An 18,156-nucleotide genomic window follows, 5' to 3' on the forward strand; every position below is an offset into this window, starting at 1 on the left:
AACGGTCACCCTAGCGGCGGCCGGAAGTCGACGGGGGCGTCGAAGGCCGCCCGGCGGGTGGTGCGGCGCAGGGCGCGCAGGACGGGGGTGCCGAGGGTGAGGCAGAGCACGACGGTGAGGGCGGCGCGCGGGAGGTCCCAGCCCAGGGAGGTGGTGAGGCAGTAGGCGGCGAAGCGGACCAGGTTGGCGGACAGCGGGTCGCCGGGGTGGAAGGAGATGGAGCCGGCCAGGCCGCCGATGTACGGCCAGCCCTGGAGGTTCATGATCGTGCCGTACAGGACGGCGGAGACGGCGCCGTACCCCGCGAGCAGCAGCAGTTCGAGGCGGCCGCGCAGCGCGGCCGGGCCGGGCAGCAGGCCCGCGCCGAGGCAGACCCAGCCCATGGCGAGCATCTGGAACGGCAGCCACGGTCCGACCCCGCCGGTGAGCAGCGCGGAGGCGAACATCGACAGCGAGCCGAGGACGAAGCCGAAGCCGGGGCCGAGGACCCGCCCCGACAGCACCATCAGGAAGAACATCGGCTCCAGGCCCGCCGTCCCCGCCCCCAGCGGCCGCAGCGCGGCGCCGGCCGCCGCCAGCACCCCCAGCAGGGCGACGGACTTGGCGTCCAGGCCCGGCGCCCCGCCGCCCGCCGTACGGCCTTCGGAGATCTGCGCGATGACGACGGCCAGCAGCAGCGGCAGCAGCAGGGCGAACAGCCACGGCGCGTCGGCGGAGTGGCCGACCAGGGCCGATCCGGTGGAGGCGAGCAGCGGCCAGCCGAAGGCCGTCACGCCGACCAGGGAGACCAGGGACAGTGCCGCGACGGAGCGGCGGCCGAGCGGTACGGGTCGGCTGCTCATGCGTTCAGTGCCTCCGTGACCTGCCGGACGGTGAGCCACGGTCCGGGCGCCAGCACCTTGGCGACCTGCGGCGCGAAGGCGGGGGAGGAGACCACCACCTCCGCGGTCGGGCCGTCGGCGACGATCTCGCCCTCGGCCAGGATCAGGGTGCGGTGGGCGAGTTCGGCGGCGAGCTCGACGTCGTGGGTGGCCAGCAGGACGGCGTGCCCCTCGGCCGCGAGCCCGCGCAGGATCTCGACCAGCCGGGCCTTGGCGGCGTAGTCCAGGCCGCGGGTCGGCTCGTCCAGGAGCAGCAGCGGGGGCCTGGCGGTGAGGACGACGGCGAGGGCGAGGGTGAGCCGCTGGCCCTCGGAGAGGTCCCGGGGGTGGGCGGTGCCGTCGATGCCGGGCAGCAGGCGTTCGACCAGGGTGCGGCAGGTGCCCGCGGCGGCCCCGGCGTCCGCGTCCGCGGCGGCGCACTCGGCGGCGACGCTCTCCCCGTAGAGCAGGTCGCGCGGGTCCTGGGGGACGAGGCCGACCTGCCGGATCAGTTCGGCGGGGCGGGTGCGGTGCGGGGTGCGGCCGCCGACGGTGACGCGGCCGGAGTCGGGGGCGTGCAGGCCGACCAGGCTGCCGAGCAGGGTGGACTTGCCGGCGCCGTTGCGGCCCATCAGGGCGGCGATCTCGCCGGGGCGCAGCGTCAGGTCGACCCCGCGCAGGGCCTGGACCGGGCCGCGCCGTACGGCCAGGCGGGCGCAGTCGGCGATCGGAGCGGCGTCGGGAACGGTGACGGCGCCGGGCGCGCGCCCGTCCAGGTCGGCGCGCAGCGCGGCGGCCTTGCGCCGGGCGTCCCGGACGGACAGCGGCAGCGGCCGCCAGCCGACGAGCCGGCCGAGGCCGACCACCGGCGGGTGCACGGGGGAGTGCGCCATCACCTCGGCGGGTTCGCCCAGGACGGGCGGTCCGCCGGGGGTCAGCAGCAGCACCTGGTCGGCGTACTGGACGACCCGCTCCAGCCGGTGTTCGGCCATCAGCACGGTGGTGCCCAGGTCGTGCACCAGTCGTTGCAGCACGGCCAGCACCTCCTCGGCGGCGCCCGGGTCGAGTGCCGAGGTGGGCTCGTCCAGGACCAGGACGCGCGGGTGCACGGTGAGCACCGAGCCGATCGCGACGCGCTGCTGCTGGCCGCCGGAGAGCGAGCCCAGGGCGCGGTCGCGCAGGTCGGCGAGGCCGAGCAGGTCGAGGGTCTCCTCGACCCGGCGCCGCATCACGTCGCCGGGCAGGCCCAGCGACTCCATGCCGTAGGCGAGTTCGTCCTCGACGGTGTCGGTGACGAAGTGCGCCGCCGGGTCCTGACCCACGGTGCCGACCAGGTCGGCGAGTTCGCGCGGCCGGTGTTCGCGGGTGTCCCGGCCGCCGACGGTGACCCGGCCGTGCAGCACCCCGCCGGTGAAGTGCGGCACCAGGCCGCTGACGGTGCCCAGCAGGGTGGACTTGCCGGAGCCCGAGGGGCCCACCAGCAGGCAGAGTTCGCCCTCGGGCACGGTGAGGTCGACGCCCGCCAGCGCCGGGGCGGCGGAGTCCGTGTACCGGACGGAGACCTGCTCGAAGGTGATCACGATGCCCTCCGGGGCGGGGTCGGGGCGGCGAAGGTCGGTACCAGGCCGAGGAGTACGGCCAGGACGGCGGCCAGCGGCAGCTCGGGGACGGTCGGCGGGACGACGGTGGGGGCGAAGGCGGCCGGATCCCGTGTCGCGAGGTAGCTGAACAGGGCGGCGGCGGCGACCCCGGACCCGGCGGTCAGCCACTCCGGCAGCGCCCACGGGTCGGGCCGGTAGCGAGATCTGACGGACCGTCGGTTGCCGAGCAGCAGTCCGGTGAAGGCGGCGGCCAGGCCCAGCAGCAGCACCGGCGGCGCCCAGCCGGCGCCCCCGGCGGTCAGCAGTCCGTACGCGGCCAGGCAGACCCCGAGCAGCCCGGCCAGGGTGAGCGCGGCCGTCACCCGGGCCAGTCGGCGCGGCACGTCGGCGGTGCGGCCGAAGCCGCGGGTGTCCATCGCCGCGGCCAGGGCGATCGAGCGCTCCAACGCGCCCTCCAGGACGGGGAGTCCGACGCTCAGCACGGCCGCGACGCCCTGGTCGCTGCGGCCGCGCAGGCGGCGGGCGGCGCGCAGCCGGCGTACGTCGGCGACCAGGTTCGGCGCGAAGGTCATCGCCACCACCACGGCCACGCCCGCCTCGTAGAGCGCGCCGGGCAGGGCGCGCAGCAGCCGGGCGGGGCTGGCCAGCGAGTTGGCGGCGCCGACGCAGACCAGCAGGGTGGCCAGCCGCAGCCCGTCGTACAGTGCCGCGAGCACGCCTTCGAGGGTGACCCGCCCGCCGATCCGCACCCCCTGCGCCCAGGCGGGGAGCGGGACTTCGGGCAGGCCGAACAGCGTGTGGGTGCCGGGGACGGGGGAGCCGAGCAGCACCGCGAAGGCCAGCCGGATGCCGAGCACCAGCAGTCCGAGGCGCAGGAACGCCCCGTACGAACGCGACCAGGGCGCGTCGCCGCGGCGCGCCGCGACCACGTACCCGGCGGTCGCGGCGAGCAGCAGCAGGAGCACCGGGTTGGTGGTGCGGGTCGCCGCCGCGCCGAGCCCGAGCGCCCACAACCACCAGGCCCCGGGGTGCAGTTGGCGCGGTCCGACGGGCGGGCGGGTGCTGCGGGTGCTGCGGGTGGTGCTGCTCACGGATCTGTCCTGGGAACGGGGTCGGGGCGTGTCACGGCACGCCTCAGGAGTGACGGCGGCGGCGCGCCTGCCAGACGGCGCCACCGGCGAGGACGGCGACCAGCGCGCCGCCGGCGGCCAGTCCGAGGTCCGGGCCGCTGCCGCTGTTGCCACTACTGCCGCCGTCGGCGCCGGCCTTGGGCTGGGCGGCGCCCGCGTCCACCTGGTCGCCGCAACCGGCCCCCGGGTAGCCGGCGATGGCGCACAGCATCCCGTTGGACTCGTAGCGCAGCGGCGGGGCCACGGCGGCCAGCACCTCGGCCGAGGTGGCGCGCGGTGCGACGCTCGCGCAGGCGGTCCGCGACCCGGGCGGCGCGGCGGTGGACGCTCCGGCGTCCTGGGCCGTGCCGAAGTCCAGTACCACGGCGACCCGCTTGCGGCCGTCCTGGGCGGGGGTGGCGGCGCAGATCCCGTCGAACCCGGACGCCGTGCGCGGCCGGGCGGCGTCCTGTCCGCCGTCCGGGCTGAGGGCGAACCGCCAGCCGTCCACCGAGCCGTCCGGCGGCACGGAGATCGCGGGCCCCTGCTGCTGGTACGTCCAGGCCCCGCCGTCGGCCCCGCGCCAGAACGACCAGTACCGGTACCCGGCGGCCTGCGCCGGGGTGGCGCAGGCCAGCAGCACCAGGGTGCCGAGCAGAGCGAGCAGCAGGGCGGCCGGTGCCCGCCGGGGGCCGCGGCCCCCGGCGGCGTCACGCTGCGCCCGCATCAGAGCTTCGGGTTGCGCTTGCGCTGGAGGCTGAGCAGCAGCCCGCCGCCGACGCCGATCAGGAGGCCGACGATGATCAGCCAGAACTGCCCGATGCCGTCGCTCTTCTTCTTCGCCGGGGTGGCGGTGGTCGAGGCGGCCTCGGCCTTGGGCGCCGGGCCGAGGGCGGTGAGCTGGCCGGTGAGGGCGGCGTCGCCGCGGTGGGTGGCCTGGCCGACCAGCAGGAGGGTGGCGGTGGCGGCGGCGTCGGTGCCGTTCTTGGTCCAGGTGGCGCCCTGCCCCTCCAGCCAGTCGACGGCGTCGGTGGCCTCGTCGGGGTGGCCGCTCTGGACGAGGGCGAGGGCGGCCCAGGCGGTGGCGGTGTAGTCGGGCTTGGGCTCGGCGCCGGGGGTGGTGAGGGTGAGGTGCCCGTCGCCGGAGCCGAGCTGGGCGGCGAGGTAGGCGCTGACGGCCTCGCCCGCTTCGGCGTGCGGCACGGTGGCGGGCGCGGAGCCGTCGGCGCAGGCGAGGGGCTTGGCGGTGGCGTCGGCGTGCACCGAGGAGGCGACCGGCAGGTGCCCGCCGGCGGCGGCGAGGGCGGCCTGGGCGGTGGCGAGGGTGTTGGGGGCGAGGGTGCCGGCGGCCGGGTCGGGCTGGAAGGCGAAGGCGCCGCGCTGGTCGGCGGGGGCGGCGCAGCCGAGCTGGAAGCGGGCGAGGCCGTCGAAGGCGTTCTTCCCGGCGGCGCCGCCGGTGCCGGGCTTGGCGATGCTCGCCGGGTCGGTCCGGGCGGCGAACAGCGCGTTGACGACGAGGCCGGTGGAGTTGGCGTCGCCGGGGTTGCCGGGGTTGTAGGCCCAGCTGCCGTCGGCATTCTGGTTGGCCTTGAGCCACTGGAGGCCCTTGTCGACGGCGGGCTGGTGCCCGCCGACGGCGACCAGGGCCTGGAGGGCGACGGCGGTGGCGTTGCTGTCCTCGGTCTTGGGGTCGCAGGCCGCGCCGGGGGCCCGGTAGGAGGGCCAGCCGCCGTCCTCGCACTGCTGTCCGGTGAGCCAGTCGACGGCGGAGTCGGCGGGGGTGACCTTGGCCGCCGTCAGCGCGGTGAGCGCGAGGGACTGCCGCCAGACGCCGTCGTACGTCGGGTCGCTCTTGCCGTACAGGCCGTCCGGGATGGCGGCGGCCGTGGGCGACGGGCTGTCGGCGAGGGCCGGTCCGGCGGCGAGGCCGGCGAGCAGCGCGGCGGACAGGGCGGCGGCGCCCAGGCGGGCGGCGGTCAGCATGGTGCGGTGTGCCTTTCGGTGAGCGGTGGCGGGCCCCGGCGGGGGCCGTTCCGTAGTCCTCGACGGGTGCCGGGCGGGTGCGGGTGCCCGGTTCGCCGCTCGTCCCTCCCCGGGTGCCCCGGCTCGCCCGGGGCGCCGGGGGCGCGGTCGGGCTCACGGTTGCGGGTCAGCGCCGGATTCGCACCGGCTTCCCCCGGGGGAGGAGCGGGATGGAGTTGTGCTGCCCGTCGACTCTAACCGCCGGGCCGCGGCGCGCGGGTCGGCCGGGGCGGCGCGGGGCTGGAACAGGTTCCAGTAATCGCCCCCGGTGGCCGTCCCGCCGGCCGGGGCGGTCAGGGCAGTGCGAGCAGCCGGGCCGCGGTGTGCAGGTCGGCCCGGACCTCGGCGATCGAGGCGCGCCCGGAGAGCCAGGCGACCAGGGCCGAGTGCCAGGTGTGCTCGATCACCCGGACGGCCGCGCGCTGGCCCTCGCTGGGCGGCCCGGACTGCCCGATCGCGTCCAGGATGAGCTGTCCGGTGGCGGCGCTGACCTGGTCCACCTCGGTGCCGACCGAGCGGTCCGCGAAGCTGAGCGCCCGGACCATCGCCTCGGCCAGCAGCGGCTCGCGCTGGAGCGCGTGGAAGGCCCGGGTGAGGGCGTCGGCGACCCGCAGGGCAGGCTCCGGCTCGGTCGGCGGGTGCCGCCGGATGTGCTCCTGGAGCCCCTGGAGCTGCTCCAGCATGACCGCGACCAGCAGGTGGACCTTGGACGGGAAGTACCGGTACAGCGTCCCGAGGGCGACCTGGGCGCTCTCCGCGACCTCCCGCATCTGCACCGCCTCGTACCCGCCGCGGGCGGCCAGCGCGGTGGCGGCGCGCAGGATGCGGCGGCGCCGCTCGGCCTGGCGCGCGGACAGCGGCGGCTCGCCCGGTGCGGGGGAGGCGGGGCTCACGGACGTGGTCGGCGACGGCAAGGGTGCTCCCGGGGGCGCGTGGGTGGCGGCGTGCTCCAGAAAGGTCGACCCGAAGGCGACCCGCGGTCGGTCGGGCCCGGCGTGGCGGGAATCACCAGCCCTGGCTCCTGAGCGAAAGCTACGGGCCGGTATCTTCGAGGTCTCTCATTGTTCACACGGTCGATGACGAGTTCCACAGCCACTGAAACCTGATCTACTTTAGCGACCGGTGCCACCGTTGGGCGCCGCTCGCACCGATAGCAGCCAGAGATGAGGGCCGAGGATGACCGCGCAGCCGCTGCGGATTGCCCTGCTGTCATACCGCGGGGACCCGTTCTGCGGCGGTCAGGGCGTGTACGTACGGCACCTCTCCCGGGAGCTGGCGCGGCTCGGCCACCACGTGGACGTGATCGGCGCCCAGCCCTACCCCGTGCTGGACGAGGTCGAGGGCCCCGGCTCGGTCCGCCTGGTCGAGCTGCCCAGCCTGGACCTCTACCGCGCCGACGACCCCTTCCGCACCCCCGCCCGCGGCGAGTTCCGCGGCCCGGTGGACGTGCTGGAGTTCGCCACCATGCGCACCGGCGGCTTCCCCGAACCGCTCACCTTCTCGCTGCGCGCCCGGCAGTACCTGGCCCGGCACAAGGGCCGCTACGACGTGGTGCACGACAACCAGACCCTCGGCTACGGCCTGCTCGGCCTGGCCCGGCACGGCTTCCCGCTGGTCACCACGATCCACCACCCGATCACCGTGGACCGGCAGTTGGAGCTGGACGCGGCCACCACCCGGGGCAAGCGGCTGTCGCTGCGCCGCTGGTACGCCTTCACCCGGATGCAGCGCCGGGTCGCGGCCCGGCTGGACCACGTGATCACCGTCTCCGGCACCTCGCAGCGCGAGATCGCCGAGCACCTGGGCGCCGCCCCCGGCGCGATCTCGGTGGTGCCGATCGGCGCCGACACCCGGCTCTGGTCGCCCTCGGCGCGGATCGAGCGGGTCCCGGGCCGGATCGTCACCACCTCCAGCGCGGACGTGCCGCTCAAGGGCCTGGTGTTCCTGGTCGAGGCGCTGGCCAAGGTCCGCACCGAGCGGGACGCCCACCTGGTGGTGGTCGGCAAGCCGCAGAAGGAGGACGGGCCGGTGGCCGAGGCGGTGCGCCGCTTCGGGCTGGCGGAGCACATCGAGTTCCGCACCGGGCTGAGCGACCGCGAGCTGGTCGACCTGTACCGCTCGGCGGAGGTCGCCTGCGTCCCGTCGCTGTACGAGGGCTTCTCGCTGCCCGCCGCCGAGGCGATGGCCACCGGCACCCCGCTGGTGGCGACCACCGGCGGGGCGATCCCCGAGGTGGCCGGGCCGGACGGCGGGACCAGCCTGGCGGTGCCGCCGGGGGACGCGGGCGCCCTGGCCGCCGCGCTCGGCCGGCTGCTGGACGACCCGGAGCTGCGCGCCGAGCTCGGCGCGGCCGGCCGCGAGCGGGTGCTGGCCCGGTTCACCTGGGAGCGGGCCGCCGAGCTGACCGCCGAGGCCTACCGCGCGGCGATCGCCACCGGCGTCGGCGCCCGGGCCCGCTCCGGGCCGGGCTGGCGGTACGTGCCCTGAGGGGCGGGCTCGTGAGCGAGCCGCTCCGGGGGTTGAGGCGAGTGTGACCTGACGAAGCGTCAAGAACGCTTGGTGGCAATAGAAATGGGAGCCCTGCAGTGCTGACCGTCGATTTCTCGCGCTTCCCGCTCGCCCCCGGCGACCGGGTGCTCGACCTGGGCTGCGGCGGGGGCCGGCACGCGTTCGAGTGCTACCGCCGCGGCGCCAACGTGATCGCCCTCGACCAGAACGCCGAGGAGATCGCCGAGGTCAAGAAGTGGTTCGCGGCGATGGAGCTGGCCGGCGAGGCCCCCGAGGGCGCGTCGGCGGTCGCGATGGAGGGCAACGCGCTGGCGCTGCCGTTCGAGGACGACTACTTCGACAAGATCATCATCTCCGAGGTGATGGAGCACATACCCGATGACAAGGGCGTGCTCGACGAGATGTTCCGGGTCCTCAAGCCGGGCGGCCTGATCGCCGTCACCGTGCCGCGCTGGCTGCCGGAGAAGATCTGCTGGGCGCTGTCCGACGAGTACCACGAGGTCGAGGGCGGCCACATCCGGATCTACCGGGGCGACGAGCTGCTCGGCAAGCTCAAGGACGCCGGCCTGGAGCCGTACGGCACCCACCACGCGCACGCCCTGCACTCGCCGTACTGGTGGATCAAGTGCGCGGTCGGCGTGGACAACGACAAGGCGCTGCCGGTCAAGGCCTACCACCAGCTGCTGGTCTGGGACATCGTCGGCACCCCGGTGATCAGCTCGATCACCAAGGCCGCCGAGAAGGCGCTCAACCCGCTCATCGGCAAGAGCTTCGTCGCCTACGCCTCCAAGCCGAACAAGGTCGAGCGCGCGCCGGGCGGGGCGGAGTGACCGCCGCCGTCCCCGAGGTGCTGCTGCTCGACGGGGTGCTGGACGCCGAGCAGGCGGCCGACACCGTGCGCAGCATCCTGGCCGAGCAGCGCCCCGACGGCGCCATCCCCTGGTTCGCGGGCCACCACCTCGACCCCTGGGACCACACCGAGGCCGCGATGGCCCTGGACACCGCCGGGGAGCACGCCGCCGCCGAGGCCGCCTACCGCTGGCTCGCCTCCCGGCAGAACCCCGACGGCTCCTGGTACGCCGCGTACACCGACGGCACGGTCACCGACCGGTCCAAGGAGAGCAACTTCTGCGCGTACATCGCGGTCGGGGTCTGGCACCACCACCTCAGCACCGGCGACGACGCCTTCCTGGAGTGGATCTGGCCGGTGGTCCGGCGGGCGCTGGACTTCATCGTCGGCCTGCGGCTGCCCGGCGGCCCGATCGCCTGGCGGGTCGGCGAGGACGGCGCGGCCACCGAGGAGGCGCTGCTGACCGGCTCGTCCAGCATCCTGCACGCGCTGCGCTGCGGGCTGGCCGTCGCCGACTACCTGGAGGAGCCGCAGCCCGACTGGGAGCTCGCGGCCGGCCGGCTGCGGCACGCCATCGCCCACCACCCCGAGCGGTTCCTCGACAAGGACCGCTACTCGATGGACTGGTACTACCCGGTGCTCGGCACCGGCCTGCGCGGCGACGCGGCGGTGGCGCGGATCGAGCGGGACTGGGAGCGCTTCGTCGTCCCCGGCCTCGGCGTGCGCTGCGTCAGCGACCGCCCGTGGGTGACCGGCGGCGAGAGCGCCGAACTGGCGCTCGCGCTCTGGGCGATCGGCCAGTCCGACCGCGCGGTGGACATCCTGCGCTGGATCCAGCGGCACCTGCGGCACGAGGACGGCTCGTACTGGACCGGGTACGTCTTCGAGGACGACGCGATCTGGCCCGAGGAGCGCACCACCTGGACGGCCGGGGCGCTGCTGCTCGCGGTCGCCGCGCTCGGCGGGGACCCGGCGACCGTCGCGGTCTTCGGCGGGGACCAGCTGCCCGCCGGGCTGGTGGTCCAGGACTGCTGCTGAGGGCCTCCCGGCCCCGGGGGACACGGAAGGGGCGGGACCGGTGATCCGGTCCCGCCCCTTCTCCGTGCCGTCGCGCGGCTCGCGTCCGCGCCGCGGCGTCAGCCGCGCTGGATGCCGGCGGTGTCGGCCAGCACGCCCTGGGTGCCGTCCGGCAGCTGGGCGACCAGGGCCGCGCCGCGCTGCTCGACGGCCAGGTACCAGGTGCCCGGCACGACCTCGCCGACCGGGGCGCCGACCGGGTTGTCCTTCGGGGCCAGCTGGCGCGGGGCCGGGACGGCGAACCAGAAGGGCTGGAAGTCCGCCGCCGGGGCGGCCGGCTGCTGGGCGGCCGGGGTCGGCTGCGGGGCCGGCGCGGCGGCGTCCTGCGGACCGGCCTGCACCGGCTGGCCCGGCTGCGGCTGGCCGGCGGCCGGGTAGCCGTAGCCACCGGCCGGCTGGGCGCCGAAGGCCGGGTCGTGACCCTGGTTCGGGTAGCCGTACTGGCCCGGGCCGGGCTGGCCGGGGGCACCCGGGTGGCCGGGCTGACCCGGCATCGGGTAGCCGCCCTGGTACGGGACGGCCGGGCGCTCGTTGACCAGCGGGGCCTTGAGCGCCGGCACCAGCGGTGCGGCTGCGGCCGCACCGGCCAGCACGAGCAGCGAGATGAGGCCGAGCCAGGCGCCGAAGCCGTGGCTGAGCGTGGTGGCCGACGGGCCCCCGCCGAGCGCCCAGACCGAGGTCCAGAGCGCGGCGACGCTGAACGCGATGCCCCACTGGTCCAGCCGCAGGCCGAGCACCTGGCGGTTGGCCGCGGCGGGGCCCTGGAAGCGCTGCACCAGGATCAGGACGGCCGCGGCGATCCCCAGGAGGTAGATCGACGGCAGGATGGGGAACAGCTGGGTGCTCCACGCGTTCTGCGAGGTGTCCCCGCAGTACCGGCCGCTGCAGTCCACGGTCCAGTAGGGCAGGAAGGAGGCGATGAACAGCAGGACGGCCGCGCCTGCGACGGCGGCGTCTCCCCTGGTGAGAGCGCGCAGATTCACTTACGTTCCCCTCGTTGACGTGTCGTGGACGGTGCTTCGTGCGGTCGGTCCGACCGGCCGAAACTCCCGAACGGACCAGAAGCCTAGGCCCAACCGTCCCACCGGTGCACGGCGGGACCGGGAACGGGTCGAAGTCGTTGCAAACCGTGCCGACTCGGCGGGTGTCCGCCGGTCGGCCCGCTTCGCCCCAACTCCCTTGCCCGGTCCGGTCAGTGGGTGGTCAGGAAGGCGCCCAGCGCGTCGGCGATCCCCTGGGCGGCCTGCTGCCGCCACTGAGGGTCCGTCATCCGTCGGGCGTCCGCGGAGTTGCGCATGTTACCGCACTCGATGAACACCTTGGGAACCGCGGAGAGGTTGAGGCCGCCCAGGTCGGAGCGGGTGTCCAGGCCGTCCTTGGCGATGTAGTCGGCGTACGGCTCGCCGGTCGCGGCGTGGAAGCGGTCGCGCAGCAGCAGGCCCAGCCGGCGCGAGGGTTCGACGATCGCGGAGTTGTCCGCCGTACCGGCGACCACCTTGGCGGGCAGGATCACGTGGAAGCCGCTGCCGCTCGCCGGCGCGCCGTCGCCGTGCACCGACAGCGCGACGTCCGCGTGGGCGTCGGCGCCCGCCCTGGCGCGCTCGTCGACGCACGGGCCCCACGGGCGGTCGCCGTCCTGCACCATGACGACCTTGGCGCCCCGGGCGGTGAGCAGGGCGCGGGCCCGGCGGGTGACGTCCAGGGTGTAGTCGGCCTCGGTGTAGCCCGCGTTGGTCTCGGTGCCGGTGGTGTCGCACTCCTTGTGGCCGTTGCCGACGTCCACCTGACGGTTGATCTCGGTGGGGTGGGAGAAGTTGCCGGGGTTGTGGCCGGGGTCGAGCACCACGGTGCGGCCGGCCAGGTCGCCGCCGCCGGTCGGGGCCTGTGGGGTGGCGGCGGGCGGCGGCGTACCGGTGGGCGCGCCGGGCGTCGGGTCCGGGGCGGGGCTCGTCGTCGTGCCCGTCGCCGTGCCCGTCGCCGGCTCCGGGGACGGGTCGGTCGGGGTGGCGCCGGTCGGCGACGAGGCGGGCTGCGCGGCGGCCGTGGCGGCCACCGGGCCGGAGCCGTCCAGGGCCTGCCACCCGAACCAGCCCGCCGTGCAGAGCGGAACGACCACCGCCACCGCGGTGGCGGTGCGCAGCAGGGCGGAACGGCGGGGGGCGGGGGAGGTCGGGCCGGTCACGGGCTGTTCAGATCCTGTCCGAGGTGGGCGGGGTGAGGCCGTAGGCGTCCGCGATCGGCTTCCACTTGGTCAGGAAGTCGTTCTTCGCCTGGGTCGCCTGCGGGTTGAGCTCGTCCGCGTGCTTCTTGTCCGGCGTGCTCGGCGCGTTGCCGGAGCAGCCCTGCTTGGCCACGGCGCGGGCCCAGGCCGCGTACGCCTTGTCGATGTCGGCGGACAGCTGCCAGGCGGACTTCAACGAGTTCACCGCGTCCGCGCCGCCCGGGACGTCCGTGACGCTCAGCTTGGCGAGCTTGCCCAGCAGCCCCTGGCGCTGGCCGGCCCCGCTGTCGAAGACCTGCGCCGCGCTCTCGATGTCGGCCTTCGACGGGCAGCTGCTGACCTTGGCGACGGCGTTGCCGATCTGCGTCCTGGCGTTGCCGCCCTCGGTGAGCAGTCCGTCCAGCGCCTGGGCCTGGGCCTTGGCGTTCGGGCCGGCCGTGGTCGCGGACGGGGCCGGCGTGTCGGAGGGCGTGGCCGTGGCGCCGGGCGCGGCGTCCGTGCCGGTGGGCGCCGGGGCGGGCGGCGGGTTGCCGGCACCGGTCGCGGCGCCGGCCGGCGGGGTGGGCGCGGCCTGGCCGCCCTTGTCACCGCCCTGGGCCGCGTACAGCAGGCCGCCGCCGACCGCCAGCACCAGCAGGACCGCGAAGCCGATCAGCAGCGGGGCCCGGCGGTTGCCCGGGCGGTCCCCGTCGTCCTCGTGGTCGGGCGGGAGGGCGGCCGGGTGGTCCGGCCGGGCCGGGTACGGCGGGGCGCTGTACGGGGCCTGCGGGTTCTGCGGGGTCTGCGGGTAGGGCGGCGGCGGGTACCCGTACCCGCCCTGCTGGTCCGCGGCCTGCTGGTACGGGTTGCCGGCCGGAGGCGGCGGCGGGTAGACGTACCCGGGGCCGGGGAGCGGCCCGCCCTGGGGGCCGCGGTCCTGCGGGGTCGCGTGCGAGGGGAACGGCGCGGCCGCGGGCGGGGCGCCCGGCGCCGGGGCGATCCGGGGGAGGGCGGCGGTGGGCGCGCCGGGGCCCGGGGGCGGGGGCGGCGGGGTGGCCGGGCCCGACATGTCCGGCGCCGGGCCGAAGCCCGGGGCGGTGGACAGGTACGGGCGGCCGCCCAGCGGCGGGTCCTGGTCCTCGGCCGCGCCCGGGGCGGGGGCGCCGGTCGGTGCGGCGGGGTCGGTCCCGGCGTCCGGGCGCTGCGGATTGCGGACCCAGCCGCCCGCGCCGCCGCGCGCGGTCGGGTCCCAGACCGCCGGAGCGGTGTTGTGCTGGTCCGTCATGTGCCGCTGGCCCCCACCGTCCGCCGATGCTCTGCCTGGTGCTGCCGCCCGTGCCGCAGCTGCCTGGTGCTGCGCGGACACCGTACCGTTCGAACCCCCGCCCGACAGCCCAGGCACGACGTTAGAGCATCGGGGCGTGGCTGCGGGGGGTATCGCGCGGTGCGGTCGGGGCGGGGGCCGGTGTGCGGGAGCCTCGGGCGGACAGGCCCTAGGCGGCGGCCCGGCGCAGGACGCGCAGCGAACCGGTCACCGAGACCTCCTCGAAGCCCTCGGCCAGCGCCCGCAGGTAGACCCGGTACGGGGCCTGGCCGCCGTCCGCCGGGTCCGGGAACACGTCGTGCACCACCAGCAGGCCCTCCGGCGCCAGGTGCGGCGCCCAGCCCTCGTAGTCGCCGGTGGCGTGCTCGTCGGTGTGCCCGCCGTCGATGAAGACCAGGGCGAGCGGGCGCCCCCACAGCGCGGCGATCTGCGGCGAGCGGCCGACCAGCGCGACCACGTGCTCCTCCAGCCCCGCCGCGTGCAGGGTGCGGCGGAACCGGGGCAGGGTGTCCATCCGGCCGACCTCCGGGTCCACCAGGGTCGGGTCGTGGTACTCCCAGCCCGGCTGCTGCTCCTCCGAGCCGCGGTGGTGGTCCACGGTCAGCGCGACCGTCCCGGCCTCCCGGGCCGCGGCGGCCAGCAGGACCGCCGAGCGGCCGCAGTAGGTGCCGATCTCCAGCACCGGCAGCCCGGTGCGCCGGGCCGCCGCCACCGCCGCCTCGTAGAGCGCGAGGCCCTCGTCCACCGGCATGAACCCGGTGGCCGTCTCGAACGCCGCCAGCACCTCCGGCGCCGGGCGGGCGCCCTCCAGCAGGTCGGACATGCGGTGCTCCTCGGGTTCGGGCGGCGGACGGACGTGCTCGGACCCTACTCGACGGTAGCGGGGCGGCCGCCGGGAGGTCGGCCGGTCCGGTCGGCGGTGCGCCGTCGGCCGAGGCCGTGAGCACGGCGATCATGATGGCGGGCCGGATCGTCGCTGCGCGGAGGGCTTGTTCGTACTGTGATCACTCCGCCGGGCCGCCGCCCCCGCGCCGTTCTGGAACGCGTTCTAGTCCGTGCCCGGCGGCCGTGCCAGAATCGCCCCGACCCTTGACCCGATGACCCGAGGCACACCGGGAGCAGCCCATGCGCGCAGCCGTCCTGCACAAGACCGGCCAGGACACCCTCGACGTCCGCGAGGACGTCACGGCGCTCGGCTTCGGACCGGGCACCGTACGGGTCCGGATGCGCGCCGCCAGCCTGTGCCACTCGGACCTCTCCGCGATGAGCGGGATCCTGCCGCAGCCCGCGCCCTTCGTCCCCGGGCACGAGGGCGCCGGGGACGTCGTCGAGGTCGGCGAGGGCGTCACCGGCGTCGCCCCCGGCGACCGCGTGGTGCTCTGCTGGATGGCCCCCTGCGGACGCTGCGCCCACTGCGAGCGCGGCCGCGGCCACCTCTGCATCGCCAGCCTGCGGCGGCTCGGCGCCCCCGGCTTCCGGCTCGCCGACGACGGCACCGAGGCCTCCGGCTTCTACGGCACCGGCGCCTTCGCCGAGGAGGTGGTGGTCGCCGCCGACGCGGTGATCAAGGTGCCCGCCGACCTGCCGTACGAGGCCGCCGCCCTGATCGGCTGCGGCGTGACCACCGGCATCGGCGCCGCCGTCAACACCGCCCGGGTGGAGCCCGGTTCCTCGGTCGCGGTGATCGGCGCGGGCGGTGTCGGCGTGGCCACCGTCCAGGGCGCCCGGGTCTGCGGCGCCGCCCGGATCACCGTGGTCGACCCGGTCGCCTCACGCCGCGAACGGGCCCTCGCCTTCGGCGCCACCGAGGCCATCGCGCCCGAGGAACTCAAGGCGTTCGCCAAGGGGTTGCCCGGCGGCGGCTTCGACCACGTCTTCGAGGCCGTCGGCCGCGCGGCCACCGTCCGGGCCGGCTACGACGCCGCCCGGCGCGGCGGCGCCGTCGTCGTCATCGGCGCGGGCGCGCAGGACGACCTCGCCCAGTTCACCATGGGGGAACTGTTCTTCAACGAGAAGCGGCTGCTGCCCTCGCTGTACGGCGGGGCGCCGGTCGCCCGCACGATCGCCCTGGTCGTGGACCTCTGGCGGGCCGGGCGGATCGACCTCGACGGGATGATCACCCACCGGGTCGGGCTGGCCGAGGTGAACCGGGCGATCGAGCAGATGCGCAGCGGCGAGGCGCTGCGGACGGTGATCTCGCTGGACTCCTGACGCCCCGCCCGCCGCGCCCCGCCCCACAGTGCGGTGGGGGTGGGGAGTGTGGAGTGGGGTCGGGGTGTGACGTTCGAGGGCCCGCCGGGAAGTCTCCTCGGCGGGCCCTCGCGGGGTGTGTCGGTGTGTTCGGCGGATCAGCCCCGGGCGCCGGCGGCGCGGTGGCGGCCGTGCGGGTCCGCCCCAGGGGTGTCGTCGTCGGCCGAGCCGCCGCGGTGGCGGCCGTGCGACGCGGTGTCCTCGGCCGTCTTCTCGTCGGCGTCGGTCCCGTTGACCGCAGGGCCCGTGGTGTCGGTGAGGGTGTCGGACATGAGAAATCGTCTTCCGTGCGAGGGTGCAGGTCATCGGCGCCCGTCCGATGCCTGCGGCACACGGTCGGGTCCCCGATCGGGCGCTCGGAACGCGCCCACAGCCGGTGATCGCGGCCCGTGCCCCGGCCACCATAACGGCCGGGACGGACGAGATCCTATCGACCTCATGGGGCGAGTCCCGCCCCGCCCGCGGCCCCGGGGGCCACTCTGGAAGAACCCAGCCAGTGGCCGACGAGCTCGCGGTAGAACGGCGACAGCACCTGGAGGTCGCCGTGCCGGGCCAGCAGTCCGCGACCGCCGTCCAGCAGCAGCACCCGGTCCGCCCGCAGCGCCGAACTGATCCGGTGCGCGACCACCACCAGCGTCCCCGGCCGCGCGGCGAACGCCCGCTCCACCCGCTCCTCCGCGGCCGCCTCCAGATGGCAGGTCGCCTCGTCCAGCACCACCACCGGCGCGTCCGCCAGGTACGTCCGCACCAGAGCCAGCAACTGGCGCTCACCGGAGGACAGTTCACCCGGATCGCGCAGCGCGCCGGCCAACCCGCCCAGCCGCGCCACCAGCCCGTCCGCCCCCAGGCGCCCGACGGCCTCCGCGACCTCCCGCCCGGACGCGCCCGGGGCGAGCCAGGTCAGGTTCTCCCGCACCGACCCCGGGAACACGTACGCCTCCTGCGGCAGCAGCGCCACCCCGCGCGGGCCGCCACCGACCACCACCGCCCCCGCCGTCGGCGCCACCAGGCCCGCCAGTAGCCCCGCCAGGGTCGACTTCCCCACCCCGCTCGGCCCGACCACCGCCACGTGCTCCCCGGGGCGGAACTCCGCGTCCACCCCGTCCAGCACAGCCGGAGCGCCCGGTCCGTGGGCGTACCGCACCCCGAGCAGCCGGACCGCGCCGAGCGGCACGCCGGGGGTGGGGAGTGGGGTGGGGGCGGGAGTGGGGACGGGGGTTGGCGTGGGGTTGGGCCCGGACTCGGTGGTCGATTCCGCCAGTCGGTCCAGCACCACGCCGAGATTGAGCAGCCAGCCGCCGACCGTTCCCGCCAACGTCCGTACGGCCGGGTCCAGTTGCTGGAGGAGGTAGGTGGCGACGCCGAGCAGCCCGCCCGCCGTCAGCGCGTCGTGCGCCAGCAGCCAGGGCGCCGCCGCCAGGACGGCCAGGACCGGCAGCCGCCCGCCGAGCGCCACCACGAGCGCGCGCAGGGCCGACGCCCGGCCCAGCGCCCGGGAGGCGGCCGCGCTCTCCTGCGCCACCCCGGTCAGCGCCCGGGCGACCGCGTCGCCCGCCCCCGTCGCCTGCACGTCGCGCAGCCCGCGCAACGCCCGCCCGGCCTCGGCGGCGAGCCGCTCCTCGGCCAGGACCGCCGCCCGCCGCCCGCCCGCCAACGGCCGCAGCAGCCGTACGAACAGCAGCCCGGCCACCAATAGCGGCACCAGTACCAGCGGCAGCACGGCCGGCGCCAGCAGCGCCAGCCCGACCAGGGCGGCGACCAGCGTGATCCCCACCCCGCGCAGCGTGCGGAGCAGCGTCGCGGTCAACTGCCGTACGGACTCCACCTGTTCGGTCAACCGCGCGACGGCGGCCGGATCCGCCCGCGGCCGCGCCAGGGCACCGCGGACCACCCGCTCCACCAGCGCGTTCCGCAGCGGCTCCACCACCCCCGCGAGGTACGGGAACCCGGCCCGCGCCGCGTACGCCCGCACCGCCATCGCCGCCCCGAACCCGCCCAACCAGGCCACCCCGACCCCCGGCCGCCCGGCCAGGAACCCCTGATCGACGGCGGCCGACACCAACAAGCCGGACACCAGCGGCGGCACCGCCTCCACCCCCGACCAGACGAGCAACCCCACCAGGGCTCCTCGCGTGCCCCGCATCGCCCCTACGACCATCCCGACCCCGCGGTGCCGCTGCCTCCATTCCGGGGTGCGCCGACGGCTTCGCCCCTGCCCCCGGCCCGCCACCGTGCCCACCTCGGGTATCGGCGCGCCCGCCCCCGGCCGCAGCTCCTCGGCCACCGACACCCGTGCCCCGCCCCGCGCCGCCCGTAAGGGCCGTGCCAGCAGCCGCCACCGTGGCCGATGCCGGC

16 protein-coding genes and 1 riboswitch are annotated in these 18,156 nt (G+C 76.3%); of the genes, 4 read left to right on the plus strand and 12 right to left on the minus strand.

The genetic code is table 11. From position 1 onward, the window contains the following. Positions 1-5: 5 nt before the first annotated feature. The 6 genes from ACFY2K_RS22905 to ACFY2K_RS22930 all read right to left on the minus strand — a co-directional run bounded on the left by ACFY2K_RS22905 (position 6) and on the right by ACFY2K_RS22930 (position 6,506). On the minus strand, positions 6-842 hold the full coding sequence (locus ACFY2K_RS22905; protein WP_380529475.1) for an ECF transporter S component: 837 nt from the start codon (positions 840-842) through the stop codon (positions 6-8). Further along, positions 839-2,440: an ABC transporter ATP-binding protein gene (locus tag ACFY2K_RS22910; protein ID WP_387713569.1), complete on the minus strand. Its 1,602-nt coding sequence runs from the start codon at positions 2,438-2,440 to the stop codon at positions 839-841. Before ACFY2K_RS22910 ends, ACFY2K_RS22905 begins: the two co-directional genes overlap by 4 nt. Further along, positions 2,437-3,552 (minus strand): energy-coupling factor transporter transmembrane protein EcfT, encoded by a 1,116-nt coding sequence (locus ACFY2K_RS22915; protein WP_387713572.1) that lies wholly within the window; start codon positions 3,550-3,552, stop codon positions 2,437-2,439. Before ACFY2K_RS22915 ends, ACFY2K_RS22910 begins: the two co-directional genes overlap by 4 nt. Before the next feature lie 43 nt (positions 3,553-3,595). Next, on the minus strand, positions 3,596-4,297 hold the full coding sequence (locus ACFY2K_RS22920; protein ID WP_387713575.1) for an SCO2322 family protein: 702 nt from the start codon (positions 4,295-4,297) through the stop codon (positions 3,596-3,598). Further along, complete coding sequence (locus ACFY2K_RS22925; RefSeq protein ID WP_387713578.1) at positions 4,297-5,553, minus strand: prenyltransferase/squalene oxidase repeat-containing protein; 1,257 nt, start codon at positions 5,551-5,553, stop codon at positions 4,297-4,299. The genes ACFY2K_RS22920 and ACFY2K_RS22925 overlap by 1 nt, the downstream gene beginning before the upstream one ends. 112 nt (positions 5,554-5,665) lie before the next feature. Then, a riboswitch (cobalamin riboswitch) is annotated at positions 5,666-5,746 on the minus strand. A gap of 139 nt (positions 5,747-5,885) precedes the next feature. After that, a complete protein-coding gene (locus ACFY2K_RS22930; RefSeq protein WP_380529467.1) occupies positions 5,886-6,506 on the minus strand; it encodes a TetR family transcriptional regulator in 621 nt (206 codons plus the stop codon). Between the two features lie 262 nt (positions 6,507-6,768). Between ACFY2K_RS22930 and ACFY2K_RS22935 the strand changes: the two genes are divergently transcribed. The 3 genes from ACFY2K_RS22935 (at position 6,769) to ACFY2K_RS22945 (ending at position 9,988) form a co-directional block, all read left to right on the plus strand. Then, entirely contained in the window at positions 6,769-8,079 is a 1,311-nt protein-coding gene (locus tag ACFY2K_RS22935) for a glycosyltransferase family 4 protein (RefSeq protein ID WP_380594061.1), read from the plus strand. A gap of 98 nt (positions 8,080-8,177) precedes the next feature. Continuing rightward, positions 8,178-8,930 (plus strand): class I SAM-dependent methyltransferase, encoded by a 753-nt coding sequence (locus ACFY2K_RS22940; protein ID WP_380529463.1) that lies wholly within the window; start codon positions 8,178-8,180, stop codon positions 8,928-8,930. Beyond that, complete coding sequence (locus tag ACFY2K_RS22945; RefSeq protein WP_387713581.1) at positions 8,927-9,988, plus strand: prenyltransferase; 1,062 nt, start codon at positions 8,927-8,929, stop codon at positions 9,986-9,988. The genes ACFY2K_RS22940 and ACFY2K_RS22945 overlap by 4 nt, the downstream gene beginning before the upstream one ends. Positions 9,989-10,086: 98 nt before the next feature. Here the strand turns inward: ACFY2K_RS22945 and ACFY2K_RS22950 are convergent, their stop codons facing one another. The 4 genes from ACFY2K_RS22950 to ACFY2K_RS22965 all read right to left on the minus strand — a co-directional run bounded on the left by ACFY2K_RS22950 (position 10,087) and on the right by ACFY2K_RS22965 (position 14,374). Beyond that, a complete protein-coding gene (locus tag ACFY2K_RS22950) occupies positions 10,087-11,010 on the minus strand; it encodes a hypothetical protein (RefSeq protein ID WP_380529461.1) in 924 nt (307 codons plus the stop codon). Positions 11,011-11,219: 209 nt separating this feature from the next. Further along, on the minus strand, positions 11,220-12,209 hold the full coding sequence (locus tag ACFY2K_RS22955) for an N-acetylmuramoyl-L-alanine amidase (protein WP_387713585.1): 990 nt from the start codon (positions 12,207-12,209) through the stop codon (positions 11,220-11,222). A gap of 7 nt (positions 12,210-12,216) precedes the next feature. Beyond that, positions 12,217-13,512, minus strand: a complete 1,296-nt coding sequence (locus tag ACFY2K_RS22960; protein WP_387713588.1) for a hypothetical protein — start codon at positions 13,510-13,512, stop codon at positions 12,217-12,219. Positions 13,513-13,720: 208 nt separating this feature from the next. After that, positions 13,721-14,374: a class I SAM-dependent methyltransferase gene (locus ACFY2K_RS22965; RefSeq protein ID WP_380407751.1), complete on the minus strand. Its 654-nt coding sequence runs from the start codon at positions 14,372-14,374 to the stop codon at positions 13,721-13,723. Between the two features lie 302 nt (positions 14,375-14,676). On the opposite strand from ACFY2K_RS22965, the gene ACFY2K_RS22970 reads away from it, so the two are divergent. Continuing rightward, positions 14,677-15,762: a Zn-dependent alcohol dehydrogenase gene (locus tag ACFY2K_RS22970; RefSeq protein WP_375887957.1), complete on the plus strand. Its 1,086-nt coding sequence runs from the start codon at positions 14,677-14,679 to the stop codon at positions 15,760-15,762. Between the two features lie 137 nt (positions 15,763-15,899). Here the strand turns inward: ACFY2K_RS22970 and ACFY2K_RS22975 are convergent, their stop codons facing one another. Both ACFY2K_RS22975 and ACFY2K_RS22980 read right to left on the minus strand, forming a co-directional pair. Next, positions 15,900-16,073 (minus strand): hypothetical protein, encoded by a 174-nt coding sequence (locus ACFY2K_RS22975; protein WP_380592582.1) that lies wholly within the window; start codon positions 16,071-16,073, stop codon positions 15,900-15,902. A gap of 164 nt (positions 16,074-16,237) precedes the next feature. Further along, on the minus strand, positions 16,238-17,920 hold the full coding sequence (locus tag ACFY2K_RS22980) for an ATP-binding cassette domain-containing protein (RefSeq protein ID WP_387713592.1): 1,683 nt from the start codon (positions 17,918-17,920) through the stop codon (positions 16,238-16,240). Positions 17,921-18,156 lie beyond the last annotated feature (236 nt).

Origin of the sequence: Kitasatospora sp. NPDC001309 (genome assembly GCF_042896295.1) — a bacterium.
Taxonomy (GTDB): domain Bacteria; phylum Actinomycetota; class Actinomycetes; order Streptomycetales; family Streptomycetaceae; genus Kitasatospora.

Bases quoted from the DNA above. Each gene is read 5' to 3' on its own strand.
- ACFY2K_RS22920 (WP_387713575.1), bottom strand. From the start codon at position 4,297: ATGCGGGCGCAGCGTGACGCCGCCGGGGGCCGCGGCCCCCGGCGGGCA.
- ACFY2K_RS22965 (WP_380407751.1), bottom strand. From the start codon at position 14,374: ATGTCCGACCTGCTGGAGGGCGCCCGCCCGGCGCCGGAGGTGCTGGCG.
- ACFY2K_RS22970 (WP_375887957.1), top strand. From the start codon at position 14,677: ATGCGCGCAGCCGTCCTGCACAAGACCGGCCAGGACACCCTCGACGTC.
- ACFY2K_RS22905 (WP_380529475.1), bottom strand. From the start codon at position 842: ATGAGCAGCCGACCCGTACCGCTCGGCCGCCGCTCCGTCGCGGCACTG.
- ACFY2K_RS22935 (WP_380594061.1), top strand. From the start codon at position 6,769: ATGACCGCGCAGCCGCTGCGGATTGCCCTGCTGTCATACCGCGGGGAC.
- ACFY2K_RS22925 (WP_387713578.1), bottom strand. From the start codon at position 5,553: ATGCTGACCGCCGCCCGCCTGGGCGCCGCCGCCCTGTCCGCCGCGCTG.
- ACFY2K_RS22975 (WP_380592582.1), bottom strand. From the start codon at position 16,073: ATGTCCGACACCCTCACCGACACCACGGGCCCTGCGGTCAACGGGACC.
- ACFY2K_RS22960 (WP_387713588.1), bottom strand. From the start codon at position 13,512: ATGACGGACCAGCACAACACCGCTCCGGCGGTCTGGGACCCGACCGCG.